22 protein-coding genes and 1 tRNA gene are annotated in these 18,689 nt (G+C 33.1%); 21 read left to right on the forward strand and 2 right to left on the reverse strand.

The window, feature by feature from the left end:
- Positions 1 to 159: 159 nt before the first annotated feature.
- The 6 genes from CM54_RS02690 to CM54_RS02715 all read left to right on the forward strand — a co-directional run bounded on the left by CM54_RS02690 (position 160) and on the right by CM54_RS02715 (position 5,552).
- Positions 160 to 774 (forward strand): succinate dehydrogenase cytochrome b558 subunit, encoded by a 615-nt coding sequence (locus tag CM54_RS02690; RefSeq protein ID WP_002435177.1) that lies wholly within the window; start codon positions 160 to 162, stop codon positions 772 to 774.
- Between the two features lie 56 nt (positions 775 to 830).
- Positions 831 to 2,597 (forward strand): succinate dehydrogenase flavoprotein subunit, encoded by a 1,767-nt coding sequence (sdhA, locus tag CM54_RS02695; protein ID WP_002435075.1) that lies wholly within the window; start codon positions 831 to 833, stop codon positions 2,595 to 2,597.
- Positions 2,597 to 3,433 carry a succinate dehydrogenase iron-sulfur subunit gene (sdhB, locus tag CM54_RS02700; RefSeq protein WP_002435188.1) on the forward strand — a complete coding sequence of 279 codons (837 nt, stop codon included), beginning with the start codon at positions 2,597 to 2,599 and terminating at the stop codon, positions 3,431 to 3,433. The genes sdhA and sdhB overlap by 1 nt, the downstream gene beginning before the upstream one ends.
- A gap of 207 nt (positions 3,434 to 3,640) precedes the next feature.
- The gene (gene racE / locus CM54_RS02705; RefSeq protein WP_002435221.1) at positions 3,641 to 4,441 is read left to right on the forward strand and encodes a glutamate racemase; all 801 of its coding nucleotides are present in this window, start codon (positions 3,641 to 3,643) and stop codon (positions 4,439 to 4,441) included.
- A gap of 21 nt (positions 4,442 to 4,462) precedes the next feature.
- Positions 4,463 to 5,050 (forward strand): XTP/dITP diphosphatase, encoded by a 588-nt coding sequence (locus CM54_RS02710; protein WP_030065269.1) that lies wholly within the window; start codon positions 4,463 to 4,465, stop codon positions 5,048 to 5,050.
- Positions 5,043 to 5,552: a YfcE family phosphodiesterase gene (locus tag CM54_RS02715; protein ID WP_023350439.1), complete on the forward strand. Its 510-nt coding sequence runs from the start codon at positions 5,043 to 5,045 to the stop codon at positions 5,550 to 5,552. Before CM54_RS02710 ends, CM54_RS02715 begins: the two co-directional genes overlap by 8 nt.
- Positions 5,553 to 5,861: 309 nt before the next feature.
- Here CM54_RS02715 and CM54_RS02720 read toward each other — a convergent pair.
- Positions 5,862 to 5,935, reverse strand: a tRNA-Arg gene (locus CM54_RS02720).
- Between the two features lie 371 nt (positions 5,936 to 6,306).
- Here CM54_RS02720 and CM54_RS02725 point away from each other — a divergent pair.
- The 7 genes from CM54_RS02725 to CM54_RS02755 all read left to right on the forward strand — a co-directional run bounded on the left by CM54_RS02725 (position 6,307) and on the right by CM54_RS02755 (position 8,176).
- Positions 6,307 to 6,441, forward strand: coding sequence for a beta-class phenol-soluble modulin (locus tag CM54_RS02725; RefSeq protein ID WP_002435197.1), 135 nt, complete (start codon positions 6,307 to 6,309; stop codon positions 6,439 to 6,441).
- A gap of 43 nt (positions 6,442 to 6,484) precedes the next feature.
- Entirely contained in the window at positions 6,485 to 6,619 is a 135-nt protein-coding gene (locus CM54_RS12280; RefSeq protein ID WP_002435168.1) for a beta-class phenol-soluble modulin, read from the forward strand.
- A 55-nt stretch (positions 6,620 to 6,674) separates the two neighbouring features.
- Positions 6,675 to 6,809, forward strand: coding sequence for a beta-class phenol-soluble modulin (locus tag CM54_RS12285; protein WP_002435169.1), 135 nt, complete (start codon positions 6,675 to 6,677; stop codon positions 6,807 to 6,809).
- A 50-nt stretch (positions 6,810 to 6,859) separates the two neighbouring features.
- Positions 6,860 to 6,994 (forward strand): beta-class phenol-soluble modulin, encoded by a 135-nt coding sequence (locus tag CM54_RS12290; RefSeq protein ID WP_002435067.1) that lies wholly within the window; start codon positions 6,860 to 6,862, stop codon positions 6,992 to 6,994.
- 54 nt (positions 6,995 to 7,048) lie between these two features.
- Positions 7,049 to 7,183, forward strand: coding sequence for a beta-class phenol-soluble modulin (locus tag CM54_RS12295; protein ID WP_037548763.1), 135 nt, complete (start codon positions 7,049 to 7,051; stop codon positions 7,181 to 7,183).
- Between the two features lie 56 nt (positions 7,184 to 7,239).
- Positions 7,240 to 7,374: a beta-class phenol-soluble modulin gene (locus CM54_RS12300; protein WP_002435157.1), complete on the forward strand. Its 135-nt coding sequence runs from the start codon at positions 7,240 to 7,242 to the stop codon at positions 7,372 to 7,374.
- A gap of 115 nt (positions 7,375 to 7,489) precedes the next feature.
- Complete coding sequence (locus CM54_RS02755) at positions 7,490 to 8,176, forward strand: YjjG family noncanonical pyrimidine nucleotidase (RefSeq protein WP_037548766.1); 687 nt, start codon at positions 7,490 to 7,492, stop codon at positions 8,174 to 8,176.
- 52 nt (positions 8,177 to 8,228) lie between these two features.
- On the opposite strand, the gene CM54_RS02760 is transcribed toward CM54_RS02755, so the two are convergent.
- The gene (locus CM54_RS02760; RefSeq protein WP_002435175.1) at positions 8,229 to 8,669 is read right to left on the reverse strand and encodes an N-acetyltransferase; all 441 of its coding nucleotides are present in this window, start codon (positions 8,667 to 8,669) and stop codon (positions 8,229 to 8,231) included.
- A gap of 187 nt (positions 8,670 to 8,856) precedes the next feature.
- Here CM54_RS02760 and bshC point away from each other — a divergent pair, with 187 nt between their 5' ends.
- The 8 genes from bshC to CM54_RS02800 all read left to right on the forward strand — a co-directional run bounded on the left by bshC (position 8,857) and on the right by CM54_RS02800 (position 18,661).
- The gene (bshC, locus tag CM54_RS02765) at positions 8,857 to 10,470 is read left to right on the forward strand and encodes a bacillithiol biosynthesis cysteine-adding enzyme BshC (RefSeq protein WP_037548768.1); all 1,614 of its coding nucleotides are present in this window, start codon (positions 8,857 to 8,859) and stop codon (positions 10,468 to 10,470) included.
- Positions 10,471 to 10,613: 143 nt separating this feature from the next.
- Positions 10,614 to 11,045: a division/cell wall cluster transcriptional repressor MraZ gene (mraZ, locus tag CM54_RS02770; RefSeq protein ID WP_002435248.1), complete on the forward strand. Its 432-nt coding sequence runs from the start codon at positions 10,614 to 10,616 to the stop codon at positions 11,043 to 11,045.
- Between the two features lie 14 nt (positions 11,046 to 11,059).
- Positions 11,060 to 11,995, forward strand: coding sequence for a 16S rRNA (cytosine(1402)-N(4))-methyltransferase RsmH (rsmH, locus tag CM54_RS02775; RefSeq protein ID WP_002435203.1), 936 nt, complete (start codon positions 11,060 to 11,062; stop codon positions 11,993 to 11,995).
- Between the two features lie 12 nt (positions 11,996 to 12,007).
- On the forward strand, positions 12,008 to 12,409 hold the full coding sequence (gene ftsL / locus CM54_RS02780; RefSeq protein WP_023350435.1) for a cell division protein FtsL: 402 nt from the start codon (positions 12,008 to 12,010) through the stop codon (positions 12,407 to 12,409).
- A complete protein-coding gene (locus CM54_RS02785; protein WP_023350434.1) occupies positions 12,390 to 14,735 on the forward strand; it encodes a penicillin-binding protein in 2,346 nt (781 codons plus the stop codon). Before ftsL ends, CM54_RS02785 begins: the two co-directional genes overlap by 20 nt.
- Before the next feature lie 178 nt (positions 14,736 to 14,913).
- Positions 14,914 to 15,879: a phospho-N-acetylmuramoyl-pentapeptide-transferase gene (gene mraY / locus CM54_RS02790; RefSeq protein ID WP_023350433.1), complete on the forward strand. Its 966-nt coding sequence runs from the start codon at positions 14,914 to 14,916 to the stop codon at positions 15,877 to 15,879.
- Position 15,880: 1 nt separating this feature from the next.
- Positions 15,881 to 17,230, forward strand: coding sequence for a UDP-N-acetylmuramoyl-L-alanine--D-glutamate ligase (murD, locus tag CM54_RS02795; protein ID WP_002435137.1), 1,350 nt, complete (start codon positions 15,881 to 15,883; stop codon positions 17,228 to 17,230).
- Between the two features lie 15 nt (positions 17,231 to 17,245).
- On the forward strand, positions 17,246 to 18,661 hold the full coding sequence (locus tag CM54_RS02800; RefSeq protein WP_037548770.1) for a cell division protein FtsQ/DivIB: 1,416 nt from the start codon (positions 17,246 to 17,248) through the stop codon (positions 18,659 to 18,661).
- Positions 18,662 to 18,689 lie beyond the last annotated feature (28 nt).

Below are 18,689 nucleotides of genomic sequence, written 5' to 3' on the forward strand. Positions count from 1 at the left end.
GTGGATTTATTTCTCATTTAATTAAAGTGTTTACACGTACAAGTACCAAATAAAGAAGTAAATGTAAGCTAGTCTTTTATATGGAATTTCAGGGCATATTGCATACAATTTTCTGGGAATTAGCAAATTTAAATATTTGTTTCACAGGGGGGACTCCTTTTGGCTCAATCAAAAAACGAATTTTACCTTAGACGACTACATTCGTTATTAGGTATTATCCCAATTGGTGCATTCTTAATTGTTCACTTATTGGTAAACCATCAAGCAACACAAGGCGCAGAGGCTTTCAATAAAGCATCTGGTTTCATGGAATCATTACCATTCTTAATTGTGGTAGAATTTTTACTTATTTATATTCCATTGCTATACCATGGACTTTTTGGACTACATATCGCATTTACTGCAAAAGAAAACATCGGTCATTATTCTTTATTTAGAAACTGGATGTTTTTCTTCCAACGTGTAAGTGGTATTTTAGCTTTCATTTTCATTGCGATGCACTTATGGCAAACACGCTTACAGAAAGCATTTTTCGGTAAAGCAGTAGATTACGACATGATGCATGAAACGTTAAAAAATCCATTATGGGCAATTTTCTATATCATTTGTATCATTGCGGTAGTATTCCACTTTGCAAATGGTTTATGGTCATTCTGTGTTACGTGGGGCTTTTTACAATCTAAAAAATCTCAACGCGTATTCACTTGGATTTCTTTAATTGTATTCTTAGTGGTTTCTTATATCGGTGTATCAGCTATTATCGCATTTATGTAACAACGATGATTTCAACTTAAGTCTTAGATTTTTAATATCAGGGGAGTGACATTTCTATGGCAGAGAAAAAAGTTATTGTTGTCGGTGGAGGACTTGCCGGTCTGATGTCAACAATTAAAGCGGCAGAACAAGGTGCACATGTAGATTTATTCTCATTAGTACCTGTAAAACGTTCGCACTCTGTTTGTGCCCAGGGGGGCATTAATGGTGCGGTTAATACTAAAGGTGAAGGAGATTCTCCGTGGATTCACTTTGACGACACAGTATATGGGGGAGACTTCTTAGCTAACCAACCACCAGTAAAAGCGATGGCTGAAGCAGCACCAAAAATTATACACTTATTAGACCGTATGGGCGTAATGTTTAGTAGAACAAATGAAGGTTTATTAGATTTCAGACGTTTTGGTGGTACGTTATATCACAGAACTGCATTTGCCGGTGCTACAACAGGACAACAATTATTATACGCTTTAGATGAACAAGTTCGTTCTTATGAAGTAGATGGATTAGTAACTAAATACGAAGGCTGGGAATTCCTAGGTATCGTTAAAGATGATGAAGATGCAGCAAGAGGTATCGTTGCTCAGAATATGACAACATCAGAAATTCAATCATTTGGATCAGATGCAGTTATCATGGCTACAGGTGGTCCTGGTATCATCTTCGGTAAAACAACAAACTCAATGATTAATACAGGATCTGCAGCATCAATTGTTTATCAAGAAGGTGCAATTTATGCTAATGGTGAGTTTATTCAAATCCATCCAACAGCTATTCCTGGAGATGACAAATTACGTCTTATGAGTGAATCAGCTCGTGGGGAAGGTGGACGTATTTGGACATATAAAGATGGTAAACCTTGGTACTTCTTAGAAGAGAAATACCCAGATTATGGTAACTTAGTACCACGTGATATCGCAACGCGTGAAATTTTTGATGTATGTATTAACCAAAAATTAGGTATCAACGGCGAGAACATGGTATACCTCGATTTATCTCATAAAGATCCACATGAATTAGACGTTAAATTAGGTGGTATCATTGAGATCTATGAAAAATTCACAGGTGATGATCCTCGTAAAGTACCAATGAAAATCTTCCCAGCTGTACACTACTCAATGGGTGGACTATATGTAGACTATGATCAAATGACAAATATCAAAGGTCTATTCGCTGCTGGTGAGTGTGATTTCTCTCAACATGGCGGTAACCGTTTAGGAGCTAATTCTCTATTATCTGCAATTTATGGTGGTACTGTTGCAGGTCCTAACGCAGTTAAATATGTTCAAAACATCGAAACTTCTTATTCAGAGTTAGACGACAGTATTTATGAAAAACGCGTTAAAGAAGAACAAGAACGTTTTGACAAGCTGTTAAATATGCGTGGTACTGAAAATGCTTATAAACTTCACCGTGAGTTAGGTGAAATTATGACAGCTAACGTAACAGTTGTACGTGAAAATGATAAATTATTAGAAACAGATAAGAAAATCCAAGAATTGATGAAACGTTATGAAGATATCGATATGGAAGATACACAAACTTGGAGTAACCAAGCCGTATTCTTCACTCGTCAATTATGGAATATGCTAGTATTAGCACGTGTTATTACTATTGGGGCTTACAACCGTAATGAATCTCGTGGTGCACACTACAAACCTGAATTCCCAGATCGTAATGATGATGAATGGTTAAAAACTACAATGGCTCATTATAGAGGTAGAACTGAAAAACCAGAATTTACTTACGAGCCAGTTGATGTAAGTTTAATTCCACCACGTAAACGTGATTACACTAGTAAGTCTAAGGGAGGTAAAAAATAATGGCTGAACAATCAGTAAAAGAAACTCCAGAAACTCAAGGTAATCAACAAACAAAAGAACAGAATCAACAATCTAATCAAAAAACAGTTAAATTAATCATTAAAAGACAGGACAATAACGAATCTAAACCATATGAAGAAACTTTTGAAATTCCTTACAAAGAGAATTTAAATGTTATCGCATGTTTAATGGAGATTAGACGTAACCCTGTTAATGCTAAAGGTGAGAAGACGACTCCAGTCACTTGGGATATGAACTGTCTTGAAGAAGTATGCGGAGCTTGTTCAATGGTTATCAATGGTCGCGCAAGACAATCTTGTTCAGCAATCGTTGACCAATTAGAACAACCTATCCGTTTAGAACCTATGAGTACGTTCCCAGTTATTCGTGACTTACAAGTTGACCGTTCAAGAATGTTCGACAACTTAAAACGAATGAAAGCTTGGATTCCAATTGATGGTACGTACGATTTAGGTCCTGGACCACGTATGCCAGAGAAAAAACGTCAAACAGCTTACGAATTATCTAAATGTATGACATGTGGTGTTTGCTTGGAAGTATGTCCAAATGTAACGCCTAATAACAAATTCGTTGGGGCTCAAGCGATTTCTCAAGTGCGTTTATTCGACTTACATCCAACTGGTTCAATGACTAAAGATGAACGTTTAGATGCTTTAATGAGCACTGGTGGTTTACAAGAATGTGGTAACTCTCAAAACTGCGTGAATGCTTGTCCTAAAGGTATTCCATTGACAACTTCTATCGCAGCTTTAAACAGAGAAACATCATTCCATATGTTTAAATCATTCTTCGGTTCTGACCATAAAGTAGATTAATTTCGATTATATTACGACTAAGACGTTAAAGTCTTAGTCGTTTTTTGTTTTAAAAAAATTTCCCATCAATATGAGTGTCTTTTTAAATTAGTATGCTTCTTAGAAATCATTTCCAAAATAGAAAGTAAAACTAGATTCGTAATAATAAACAGTATAAGTCCATTGTGATAAAATAAAGGTTAACTGAAAAAATAAGGATGAAGATATATGAATAAACCTATAGGTGTTATCGACTCAGGTGTGGGAGGTTTAACGGTAGCCAAAGAAATCATGAGACAATTACCAAATGAGACGATATATTATCTTGGTGATATTGGACGATGCCCTTATGGACCTAGACCTGGGGATGAAGTTAAACAGTTTACTACAGAAATTGCTCAAAAATTAATGGAATTTGATATAAAAATGTTAGTCATTGCTTGTAATACAGCAACAGCTGTTGCATTAGAGCATTTACAAACATTGTTGCCTATTCCTGTTATTGGAGTTATTGAACCAGGTGCACGAACTGCGATTATGACGACTAAAAATCAAAATGTTTTAGTATTAGGAACTGAAGGTACAATTAAATCAGAAGCTTATCGTACTCATATTAAAAAGATTAATCCTAACGTCAATGTTTATGGTGTGGCATGTCCAGGTTTTGTACCGTTAGTTGAACAAATGAGATATAATGACCCAACTATCACAAGTATTGTTATTCATCAGACATTAAAACAATGGAGAAACAGTGATGCTGATACTGTAATTTTAGGTTGTACGCATTATCCTCTATTATACAAACCTATTTATGATTATTTTGATGGTGAAAAAACTGTAATTTCTTCAGGATTAGAAACTGCACGTGAAGTAAGTGCGTTATTAACGTTTAGTAATGAACATGCGAGTTATACAGAACATCCAAAACATCGATTCTTTGCGACTGGTGATACCACACATATCAAAAATATTATTGCCGAATGGCTTAAAATGAATGTACAAGTTGAACAAATTACAGTAGGTGAGTAAGAGAAGGGAGTAAGTATAGTTATGTCAGATATTGTCATTGCATCGAATAACAAAGGTAAAATTAATGACTTTAAAGTTATTTTCAAAGAAGATAATGTCATAGGTATTTCTGAACTTTTACCAAATTTCGATGTTGAGGAAACAGGTACTACATTTGAAGAGAATGCTAAATTAAAATCAGAAGCTGCAGCCAAGGTGTTAAATAAGCGTGTGATTGCTGATGATAGTGGGCTTGAAGTGTTCGCACTTAAAGGTGAACCAGGTGTCTATTCAGCAAGATATGCAGGACTAGATAAAAGTGATGATGCTAATATTGATAAGCTATTGGCTAATTTAGAGAATGAATCTGATCGACGAGCACAATTTGTTTGTGTGATTAGTATGAGTGCACCAGGTGAAGAAACTAAAACATTTAAAGGCACAGTTTCTGGTGAAATTACTCATGCAAGACAAGGGACTCATGGATTTGGTTATGATCCAATCTTCTTTGTGCCTGATAAAAAGAGAACAATGGCAGAACTTACTGACGAAGAGAAAAGTGAGATAAGTCACAGAGGAAATGCGATTCAATTGTTGAAAGCGTATCTAGAAGGTGGTCAAAATGAGTAAGTGGATTATTATTAGTGATAATCATAATGAATCAGGGATTTTGTATCACGTGTTTGAAAAGCATCAAGATGCTGATGCCTTTCTACATCTAGGTGATTCGGAGTTTCAATATAATGATACGGAATTAAGTCTATATCATCGTGTTAAAGGCAATTGTGATTTTTATCCTGAATTTCCTGAAGAAGAGATAATTGAAGAAGAGGGTATGAAAGCTTTTTACACACATGGACATTTTTACGATGTCAATCGTACGCGTATGAAACTTGCTGAAAAAGCAAAATCTCTATCTTGCCAATTTGCATTTTATGGACATACTCATGTTGCTAAATATGAGAATATTGCTGGAGTACATGTTATTAATCCAGGTAGCATCTCACAATCACGCAGTAATATAGAAGAAACATTTGCTGAACTTATTATTAATGATACCGGCTCACAGGCTGAACTAAATTTTAGAAATAGAGAAAATAAAATAATAGATACAGTTTTGATAAATATTTAAACAGATAAGCATTAGAAAATGATACCTGCCCGTAAAAGGGCAGGTATTTTTTTAGATTACGACACTTTAGCATTGTTTAAATACAGTTAGGCACAAGTAATGGAAAATTTTAGCGGATTTAATGATTGTTATGCATTTTCTTTTTAGAAGAGCGATATTTAAGTAATTAAAAGATAGCGAAATTAAACTACGCATCTTTTGTAATCAATCTAATTAAATTATCCGATTTACGTTAAGGATCTTTATTAACGAAAAATGAGGGATACTACATTTGTAGTATCCCTCATCGTCTTGAAAGTATATTATTAGCGTCCTGGGAGGGATTCGAACCCCCGACCGATGGCTTAGAAGGCCATTGCTCTATCCAGCTGAGCTACCAGGACATTTTTTAACACAAGAATTATTATATCTAAATGGGGGAGTTTTAGCAATAGTTCTCTTATAAAAAATGTTTATATTTTTCACTATAGTAGTGCTTTTTATACTAGAATGTTAATTTATTGTAAAGATGCAAGGAATTTTTAACAATTGAATTGTAAACAATACACTAAGGAATTCCAAACTGTTGTGTAAACGTTTTCATTTCACAGTTTAGACCTTTAAATACCGACTTAAGAAAATATAAACAAATTGTGCTAAATCCGCTTTATAGTATAAGTAACAAAACGATAGATAAACAAACAACACAAGTTCATTCATCGTTTTAAATTAGTTAACTCACGCATTATCACATTTTACTGAAGGAGTGTTTGTAATGGAAAAATTATTCGACGCAATTAGAAACACAGTCGATGCTGGAATCAACCAAGATTGGACAAAATTAGGAACTAGCATTGTTGACATCGTTGACAATGGTGTAAAAGTTATTTCTAAATTTATTGGTGCATAATTCAGATTATTAATATCGTTTTAATAATAAAGGAGAGATTATAATGCAAAAATTAGCAGAAGCAATCGCAAACACAGTAAAAGCAGGACAAGATCATGATTGGACAAAATTAGGTACAAGCATCGTTGATATCGTAGAAAACGGTGTAAGTGCATTAACTAAAGTATTCGGTGGTTAATTTTCGATAAATAAGAACTTAATTATAAATAAAATAAACTAAAGGAGAGACTATAATGACTAAATTAGCAGAAGCAATCGCAAACGCAGTAAAAGCAGGACAAGACCAAGATTGGGCAAAATTAGGTACAAGCATCGTAGGTATCGCTGAAAATGGAATCAGCTTATTAGGTAAAGTATTCGGATTCTAATTTAATCAACTTACTCATTTTTTAATAAACTACTAAAAGGAGAGATTATAATGCAAAAATTAGCAGAAGCAATCGCAAACACTGTAAAAGCAGGTCAAGATCACGATTGGGCAAAATTAGGTACAAGCATTGTTGGTATCGCTGAAAATGGTATTAACGCTATCACTAAAATCTTTGGTGGTTAATTATCACATTAATGAAATTCTAAATCTAAAATATAAATAAAGGGAGAGATTATAATGCAAAAATTAGCAGAAGCAATTGCAAACACAGTAAAAGCAGGACAAGACCACGACTGGGCAAAATTAGGTACAAGCATCGTAGGAATCGCTGAAAATGGTATCGGTGCATTAAGTAAAATCTTCGGTGGTTAATTAGCGAATTTAATAATATTTAAATCTAAAATATATAAATAAAGGGAGAGATTTTAATGACTAAATTAGCAGAAGCAATCGCAAACACAGTAAAAGCAGGACAAGACCATGACTGGGCAAAATTAGGTACAAGCATCGTGGGTATCGCAGAAAACGGAATCGGTTTATTAGGTAAAGTATTCGGATTCTAATATATGATTAGATGGACCAGGGCAAGCGCTCTGGTCTTTTTTTATTTGCAGATTATTTGTTATTATTAAAAAGAATAAGAAGTTTGTTTATTAAAATTTGAAACGGGGATAAATTGTGACATATAAACATATCTTATTAGATTTCGATGATACAATAGTTGATTTTTACGATGCAGAGGAAAAGGCATTTTATAATATGGCAAAACATTACCTTCATTTTCCGACTAAACAAGATTTCCAACATTTTAGAAAGGTCAATCAAACACACTGGGAAGCTTTTCAACAAAATGAATTGACGAAAGAACAAGTTTTATCTCATCGATTTATTAATTATTTTAATGATTATTACATAGAAGTAGATGGTAAAGAAGCGGATGAGATATTTAGAGATGAATTAGCTAAAGCGCCGCTTAAATTTTTCGATCAAACGATTGAAACTATTAACCAGTTGAAAGATAAACATTCATTATATATTGTTACGAATGGTGTGACAATCACGCAACAGCGTCGCATTGCTCAGACAAATTTTAATGATATATTTAATGGAATATTTATTTCAGAGCAGACTGGTTACCAGAAACCTATGCGAGAATTCTTTGATTACATCTTTAATGAGATTGGAAACATTAATAGAGAGGAAACAATTATAGTTGGAGATTCGTTGACCTCTGATGTTATGGGTGGCCTCAATGCTAATATTCAAACATGTTGGTTTAATTACCGTGGAAAAGAAAATAACTCTAACATACAACCTCATTACGAGATTAGTAATTTGTCAGAACTAATTAATATTGTTGAATAGAAAAAAGCCATTAAATGTATGCTAAATACATTTAATGGCTTTTTATATAATGTTAAGGCTTCCAAATTAATACATCGTGACCTTCAGGGTTTTTAGCTTCTACATCTTCAAAACCATGTTTTAAGAAATAGTCTTTTGAGTTGTTTCTAGCGATGGCTTTGATAGGTTTATTATTTTCTTTAGCAAAATCGATAAGCTTTTTAGCATAGCCACGACCTTGATATTTTTCGAGAACTTCTAATTTCCATAATAAAATGTAATCATCACAATCTGGGAAATAAGTTTCTTCAACTTCGCCTTTGTCGAGTAAAGCCATTCTTGCCGCTAATTTATCTCCTACAAAAATGCCATAAAAAGGTGAATCTGAACTTGCATCTATCATTTGACCTTTTAATTCTTCAACCATATAGAGATCTTTATTGCCGAACTCTCTAAAATCTTCAAAGAGCTCATCAGTTTTATAATTTATCTCTAGATGTTTTACCTCGCTCATATTTTCTCTCCCCTTTAATTTCTTTTCTCTATTATACCTTATTTTAATGTTAACTTTCATTTATTTAAAATTATAGAAAATTCCAGTTTTAAAATGAATATATAAATAAATTTAAGCCGTAAAATTGTCATAAATGAGTATAGTCTTTATACTATATGAGTAATAGTGATACTGAAGGAGTTAAAACATGAAGTGCAATGTAATAAAGTTAAATGAAGATGATCAGTTTATCTCTAAAATAAAAAATGGCGATTCTCAAATTGCGAGGTTTTATGAATATGATGCAAGTTTAAGCGATAGTTTCTCTAAAAGACTTAATACTCCAAATAATGGTAGAGAAGAGCAACTTTCTTCTGTTATAAAATCTTATATGAGTGATTTAGATTTGTCAGAATCACAAATTATGAATATTAAAGATTTAGCTGAGGGAGCTAAAGTAGTAATTGGAGGACAGCAAGCGGGATTGTTTGGAGGACCTCTCTACACTTTTCATAAAATTTTTTCAATTATTACTCTAAGTAATCAACTGACAAATCAATATAATGAAAAAATTATTCCCGTTTTTTGGATTGCTGGAGAAGACCATGATTTTGATGAAGTTAATCATACTTTTGTATTTAATCATAAGAAGGCAACGCTCGATAAGATTAAATATCATACGATGACTCCACCTGAAACTAGTGTTACTCGTTTTACTCCTGATAAAGAAGCTTTATTGGAGTCGCTTAATCAGTTTTTTAAAGAATTAACAGAGACTTCCCATAGCAATGAAGTGTATCAGTTATGTCGTAACATCATCTTACGCTACGAAAATTGGACTGATATCTTCAAAGGACTTCTACATGAAATTTTCAAAGAATATGGGGTATTATTCCTAGATGCTCAATTCACAGAGTTAAGGAAAATGGAAAAGCCTATTTTCAAAGATATACTAGATAAAAGTGAAAAATTGGATCAAGCTTTTCGAGACACACAATCCAAAATTGAAGCACAAGGATTAAATCCAATGATTCAGACAGACACTAATACTCATTTATTTATTCATGATGAAAATATGAGACAGTTATTAAAATATAAAGATGGCAGATTTATTACTAGTAAATCGGAGAAGTCATATTCAAAAGAAGATTTATTTAACATTATTGAAAATGAGCCCGAGAGAATATCAAATAATGTTGTTACTCGTCCAGTTATGGAAGAGTGGTTATTTAATACTGTTGCATTTATTGGTGGACCAAGCGAAATAAAGTACTGGGCAGAATTAAAAGAAGTGTTTAATTTACTTAATGTTGAAATGCCCATTGTTTTACCTAGACTTAGAATAAGCTATATGTATGATAGAACTAAAAAATTATTGAAACAATATAATCTGAAAACTGAAACTATCATTTCGTATGGAGTAGAACAAGATAGACAGAAATTTGTACGTGAAAAAGCCTCTCAAGAATTAATAGATGAAGTAGAGCAAATGAAAGTAAAACAGCAACAACTAACCGAAAGATTGAAATCTCAAGTTGCAGGAAATCATGATAATGAATTATTGATAGAGAAGAATAATGAAATTCACCAAGAACAATATCATTACTTGTTAAAACGCTACTTATTAAATGTAGAAAGGGAAAATGATATTAGTATGCGCCAATTTAGAGAAATTAATGAAGTGCTCCATCCAATGGGTGGATTACAAGAAAGAATTTGGAATCCATTACAAATAATGAATGATTTTGGGAAAAATGTGTTCCATCCCTCCACCTACCCACCACTTCATTACACTTTTGATCATATAATTATAAAACCTTGATATAAAGGCGTTTGAACCCGTTTTATCTTTTTGATAAAACGGGTTTTTTTGTGTTTGAGCAAATAAATTGAACTAATTTTGCATAATTAGTGGAGGATAGTGGGGAGATGTGGTAAATTATAAATAAGGTGAGGTGATAAAAAATGTTCATGGGAGAATACGATCATCAATTAGATACAAAAGGACGTATGATAGTACCGTCCAAGTTTCGTTATGACTTAAATGAACGTTTTATTATCACTAGAGGCCTTGATAAATGCTTATTTGGTTACACACTTGAAGAATGGCAACAAATTGAAGAGAAGATGAAAACCTTACCTATGACTAAAAAAGACGCACGTAAATTTATGCGTATGTTCTTCTCTGGTGCTGTAGAAGTAGAATTAGATAAGCAAGGGCGTATTAACATACCTCAGAATTTGAGGAAATACGCTAATTTAACCAAAGAATGTACAGTAATAGGTGTGTCTAATCGTATTGAGATTTGGGACAGAGAAACTTGGAATGACTTCTATGAAGAATCAGAAGATAGTTTCGAAGATATTGCTGAAGATTTAATAGATTTTGATTTTTAAATGGAGGTATTCAAGTGTTTCATCACGTCAGCGTCATGTTAAACGAAACCATTGATTATTTAAATATTAAAGAAGATGGTGTGTATGTTGACTGTACGCTTGGTGGTGCAGGTCACGCCCTTTATTTACTTAATCAATTAAATGATGAAGGTAGACTTATTGCGATTGATCAAGATTTAACAGCCTTAGAAAATGCAAAAGTTGTTTTGAAAGAACACTTACATAAAGTCACTTTTGTTCATAACAACTTTCGAGAATTAACGAATATTTTAAAAGATTTAAACATTGAAAAAGTAGACGGCATCTATTACGACCTCGGTGTTTCGAGTCCGCAATTGGATGTCCCTGAAAGAGGATTTAGTTATCATCACGATGCGAAATTAGACATGCGGATGGATCAAACTCAATCATTATCTGCTTATGAGGTAGTGAATGAATGGTCTTATGAAGCATTGGTAAAGATTTTTTATCGTTACGGTGAAGAAAAGTTTTCAAAACAAATTGCAAGAAGAATAGAAGCTAATCGAGAACAACATCCAATAGAAACGACTTTACAACTCGTTGACATCATCAAAGAAGGTATACCTGCCAAGGCGAGACGTAAAGGGGGACATCCTGCTAAAAGAGTTTTTCAAGCAATTCGAATAGCTGTAAACGATGAATTATCCGCGTTTGAAGATTCAATTGAACAAGCAATTGAGAGTGTAAATGTTAATGGAAGGATTTCGGTCATCACGTTCCATTCTTTGGAGGACCGCTTATGTAAGCAAATTTTCCAAGAATATGAGAAAGGACCAGAAGTTCCGAGAGGGATACCAATTATTCCTGAAGGTTACTCGCCGAAATTAAAACGTGTAAATCGCAAACCGATAACTGCTACTGAAGAAGATTTAGACGAAAACAATCGTGCGCGTAGTGCAAAACTACGTGTTGCAGAAATTTTAAAATAAGGAGTAATTGAAATGGCTGTAGAAAAAATTTATCAACCTTATGATGAAGCAACTCAAACCAGTATTCCACAAAGACAACCGCAATCTCGTCCAGAAAAACAGACTGTTAAAAGAAAAGTAGTCGTACAATTAACTAGATTTGAAAAAGTTTTATACATAACGCTTATTACAGTAATTGCCATGATTAGTATTTATATGCTATCTTTAAAAATGGATGCGTATGATACGCGGGGGAAAATTGCAGATTTAGATCAAAAAATAGAAAAACAATCTAGTGAAAACAGCGCATTAAAGTCTGAAATCAAGAAAAATTCTTCATATGAACGCATTTACGATAAGGCTAAAAAACAAGGTATGAGCCTACAGAACGATAATGTAAAGGTAGTGCGTAGTAATGGCGAAGCGAAAAATTAAAATTAAAAAAAATAAAATAGGGGCAGTCCTTCTAGTTGGTTTATTCGGACTGCTCTTTTTTATATTGGTTTTAAGGTTCTCATATATTATGGTAACTGGTCATTCAAATGGTCAGAATCTTGTGATGAAGGCAAATGAAAAATACTTAGTAAAAAATTCTGAGCAACCAGAGCGTGGTAAAATTTATGATCGCAATGGGAAGGTTCTTGCAGAAGATGTTGAAAGGTATAAAGTTGTTGCAGTTGTCGATAAAAAGGCAAGTCAAAACAGTAAAAAGCCACGTCACGTAGTAGATAAGAAGAAAACAGCTAAACAATTATCTAAAGTTATAGATATGAAAGCTTCTGATATTGAAAAACGACTCAATCAAAAGAAAGCTTTCCAAGTTGAGTTTGGTCAAAAAGGAACTAACTTAACTTATCAAGATAAAGAAAAAATTGAAAAAATGAATTTACCTGGGGTTTCATTATATCCTGAGACAGAACGTTTCTATCCTAATGGAAACTTTGCCTCTCATTTAATTGGTATGGCTCAAAAAGACCCTGACACAGGACAACTTAATGGTGCTTTAGGTGTTGAAAAAATCTTTAATAGCTACTTAAATGGAACCCAAGGTACGCTTAAATATATCCAGGATATTTGGGGTTATATTGCTCCTAATACTAAAAAAGAACAAACTCCTAAACGAGGAGACGATGTTCATTTAACGCTTGATTCTAATATTCAAGTCTTTGTTGAAGAAGCATTAGATGGCATGGTAGAGAAATATGCGCCTAAAGATTTATTTGCTGTTGTAATGGACGCTAAAACAGGTGAAATACTCGCTTATAGTCAACGACCTACCTTTAACCCTGAAACAGGTAAGGATTTTGGTAAAAAGTGGGCTAACGATTTATACCAAAATACGTATGAACCAGGTTCTACATTCAAGTCTTACGGATTAGCTGCTGCTATCCAAGAAGGTAAATTTAAACCTAATGAAAAATATAAATCTGGACACAGAGACATTATGGGTTCTGAGATCTCAGATTGGAATAAAGAAGGTTGGGGCAATATACCTATGACTCTAGGCTTCACCTATTCATCTAACACATTAATGATGCATTTACAAGATTTAGTTGGTGCAGATAAGATGAAGTCATGGTATGAACGTTTTGGCTTTGGTAAGAAAACAGATGGAATGTTTGATGGAGAAGCATCAGGCCACGTAGCTTGGGCTAATGAGTTACAACAAAAAACATCTGCGTTTGGACAATCTACGACTGTTACACCTGTACAGATGATTCAAGCACAATCAGCATTTTTTAATAAAGGTAATATGTTAAAACCTTGGTTTGTAAATAGTATTGATAATCCTGTCACTAAGAAAAACTTCTATAGTGGTAAAAAAGAGTACGCAGGAAAACCAATTTCAAAAGATACTGCTGATAAAGTTGAAAAAGAGTTAGACAAAGTTGTTAATAGTAAACAAAGTCATGCGATGAATTATCGCGTTAAAGGTTACGACATCGAAGGTAAAACTGGTACCGCTCAAGTAGCAGATTCAAATGGTGGCGGATATGTTAAAGGTGAAAATCCTTACTTTGTAAGCTTTATAGGTGACGCGCCGAAGAAAAATCCTAAAGTCATCGTTTACGCGGGTATGAGTTTAGCTCAGAAAAATGATGAAGAAGCTTACGAGATGGGTGTAAGTAAAGCATTTAAACCTATTATGGAAAACACACTCAAGTATCTCAATGTAGGTAAATCAAGTGATTCTGCATCTAAAGCTGATTACAGTAAGGTACCTAACGTTGAAGGTCAAGAAACACAAAAAGCAGAAGATAGTATGAATGCTCAGTCGCTCAAACCAGTTACTATAGGTAGTGGTAAGCAAATTAAATCTCAATCTGTCAAAGCAGGGACTAAGATTTTACCTCATAGTAAAGTAATGTTACTTACAGATGGTGATATCACTATGCCGGATATGACAGGTTGGACAAAAGAAGATGTACTCGCATTTGAAGACTTAACACATATTAAAGTTTCCACTAAAGGTAATGGTTTTGTAACTAACCAAAGTATTACTAAAGGCCAAGCGTTGAAAAACAAAGATAAAGTAGAAGTGACACTATCTGCTGATAAAACTGATGATAGTGAAGATGATTCAAATGCAACAGAAGCTAGTAAAAATTCGAAAGATGAAAGTAAGTCTAAAGATAAAAACTCTAAACAAGATTCAAGCTCATCTTCTAAATCAGAATCAAAGGATAGTTCAAGTTCTGACTCTAAAAAAGACTCCAATAGCAATTCAAAAAATAATTCAAGTTCCAGCGATGACAGCTGATTGAACTAAGCAGACAACAGAGGTTGGGATGATCATTTTAGGGATTAACTAAGAGATGGTCCCAACCTCATTTGTTTATGTTTAAAGATTTATATGAAAATAAACCGAAAACTGATAAACTATTAAAGGTTATTTACAATTAACGAATATATTAGAAAGTGAAGAAAAGGAGATTCATATGTTATTTATATATGCGATCATCGCACTACTCATAACATTTATATTAGTACCAGTGCTCATTCCTACGTTAAAAAGAATGAAATTTGGCCAAAGCATTAGAGAAGAAGGGCCTCAAAGCCACATGAAAAAAACAGGAACACCAACTATGGGTGGACTCACGTTTTTAATAAGTATTATTATTACATCTATTATTGCAATCATATTTGTCGATAAATCAAATCCTATTATTTTATTATTATTAGTCACTATTGGATTCGGACTAATTGGATTTATTGATGATTATATTATAGTAGTTAAGAAAAACAACCAAGGTTTAACGAGTAAACAAAAATTCTTAGCTCAAATTTTAATTGCAGTTATATTCTTTGTGCTAGGTGATGTTTTTCATTTAGTTAATTTCACTACAAATTTACATATTCCGTTTACTCATTTTGATTTACCACTCTCCTTCGCGTATGTAATATTTATAATCTTTTGGCAGGTTGGTTTCTCAAATGCGGTAAACTTAACTGATGGACTGGATGGCTTAGCTACAGGGTTATCTATCATTGGATTTGCTATCTATGCAATAATGAGCTTTATATTAGATTCCCCAGCAATCGGTACGTTCTGTGTCATTATGGTGTTTGCATTAATAGGCTTTTTACCTTATAACCTAAACCCAGCAAAAGTATTTATGGGTGACACAGGTAGTCTTGCATTAGGAGGAATATTCGCTACAATCTCAATTATGTTAAATCAGGAATTGTCGCTTTTCTTTGTAGGATTAGTTTTCGTTATTGAAACATTATCAGTTATGATGCAAGTAGCATCTTATAAATTAACTAAGAAACGTATATTTAAAATGAGTCCTATTCACCATCATTTTGAATTAAGTGGATGGGGAGAATGGAAAGTAGTAACTGTATTCTGGACAGTAGGTTTAATTTCAGGATTAATAGGTTTATGGATTGGAGTGCATTAGAGTGCTGAATTACACAGGATTAGAAAATAAAAATGTTCTAGTAGTTGGCTTAGCTAAAAGTGGTTATGAAGCTGCAAAATTATTAGCTAAATTGGGTGCAAACGTCAAAGTGAATGATGGAAAGGACCTTTCCCAAGACGCACATGCAAAAGATCTTGAATCAATGGGGATAGAGGTAATAAGTGGTGAACATCCTCTTTCGCTACTTGATAATAATCCTATTATTGTCAAAAATCCGGGTATCCCTTATACTGTTTCAATTATTGATGAGGCAGTTCGCAGAGGTTTAAAAATCTTAACCGAGGTCGAATTAAGTTACCTTATTTCTGAGGCACCTATTATAGGTGTGACTGGCACAAATGGTAAGACGACTGTGACATCTCTAATAGGGGATATGTTTAAAAAAAGTGTCTTAACAGGTCGTCTATCAGGAAACATAGGTTATGTTGCTTCTAAGGTAGCTCAAGAAGTTAAAGCTGATGAATATTTGATTACAGAACTTTCATCTTTCCAATTATTAGGTATTGATGAATACAAACCTCACATAGCAATCATTACAAACATATATTCAGCACATCTAGATTATCATGAGTCTTTAGAAAATTATCAAAATGCGAAAAAACAAATTTATAAAAATCAAACTGAAGATGATTATCTCATTTGTAACTATCATCAAAGACATTTAATTGAAACAGAGAATTTAAAATCAAAAACACTTTATTTTTCAACACAGCAAGAAGTTAATGGAATATATATTAAAGACGGATTTATCGTATTTAATGGCGTTCGTATCATAAATGTTAAAGATTTAGTTTTACCAGGCGAACACAACTTAGAAAACATTTTGGCTGCAGTATTAGCTGCTATTTTGGCAGGCGTACCAGTTAAAGCCATCGTAGATAGTCTGACAACTTTCTCTGGAATTGATCATAGACTGCAATACATTGGTACTCACCGTACGAATAAATATTATAATGATTCCAAAGCAACTAATACTTTAGCTACACAATTCGCTTTAAATTCATTCACACAACCTATTATTTGGTTATGTGGCGGTTTAGATAGAGGCAATGACTTTGATGAACTTATACCATATATGAATAATGTCCGTGTAATGATTGTTTTTGGAGAAACACAAGAAAAATTTGCTAAACTAGGTAATAGCCAAGGTAAATATGTAATTAAAGCAACGAACGTTGAAGATGCAGTTGATAAAATTCAAGACATTATCGAACCTAATGATGTGGTGTTACTTTCACCAGCTTGTGCAAGTTGGGATCAATATAAAACATTTGAAGAACGTGGTGAGAAATTTATCGAGAGATTCCGAGCACACTTGCCATCTTATTAAGGAGTGTGAATGCTCATGGATGAAAATAATAAAAACAAAAATGATAAAGTTTCGCGCATTGAAGATTTTACTACATCTAAGAAAGACAATAATGATAAAGATGATGTGAGTCTTTTTAGAAGAAATAAAGATTTTCGTAATAGAAAAAGAAAACGTTTCGGTGACAGAGTTAATAACGATGAATATTCGAATGAGGAAACACAAGAAAATGATGTTCCCTATAATGATTCTCCAGAGATGGAAAGTACTAATGAAGATAAAAAGACTCAATCCGAAAATGAACATGATAAAGATAGTCTAAATCACGGTGATGAAGCAATACAACATCATAAAGACTCTCAAACAGAGATTAATGAAGACAATACAAATGAAGACATCGAAGATATAGAAGAACAATCTCAATCGGATAGTAAAAGTGATGCTTCTGAATCTGGTAAAGATGAGAGTGGTAAGGCGAATAAAGACGTTCATGAAGAGAAGAGTTATAAAAAAGGTTTTATAAATAAGATCCCTTTTATTAATAATAATAGTGATCACAACACAGAAAAAGATAAAAATGAACAACATAAACCTTTAACATTAGAAGAAAAAAGAGCGTTACGCCGAAAAAGACAAAAAAGAATACAGTATATCATTATTACTGTATTAGTATTATTGATTGTTATATTCTTACTTTATATGTTCACTCCTTTAAGCAAGATTTCTAATGTGAATATTAAAGGTAATAATAATGTTAGTAAAAGTAAAATCAATAAAGAGTTAAATGTTACATCTCATTCAAGAATGTACACATTTAGTAAGAGGAAAGCAATTAACAATTTGAAGAAGAATCCTTTGATCAAGGATGTTGAAATTCATAAACAATTGCCTAACACCATAAATGTAAAAGTAACTGAGTACCAAGTTGTTGGTTTAGAAAAAAATAAAGACAGTTACGTTCCAATTATAGAAGATGGCAAAGAATTAAAAGATTACAGTGATGATGTTTCACATGACGGACCAATTATCGATGGTTTTAAAGGAAATAAAAAAACACGAATCATTCAAGCTTTATCTGAAATGTCACCTGAAGTAAGAAGTTTAATTGCTGAAGTTAGTTATGCTCCAGAGAAGAACAAACAAAATAGAATTGAAATCTTCACTAAAGATGACATGCAAGTTGTCGGAGATATTACTACAATAGCCGATAAAATGAAATATTACCCGCAGATGTCACAATCATTAAGTAGAGATGATTCAGGTAATCTTAAGACTGATGGGTATATTGATTTATCAGTGGGTGCTTCATTCATACCTTATAGTGGAGCAACAGGTGCTGAGTCTGAATCCGACCAGAATGTAACAAAATCTACACAACAAGAAAGTGAAGCTAAAGAAGAACTTCAAAGTGTTTTAAATAAAATTAATAATCAATCAAAAGATAATAATTAAAAAATTTCGTTAATACTATGTGTTTATA

It is taken from the genome of Staphylococcus sp. TE8, assembly GCF_000692055.1.
GTDB classification, from domain to species: Bacteria; Bacillota; Bacilli; order Staphylococcales; family Staphylococcaceae; genus Staphylococcus; species Staphylococcus capitis.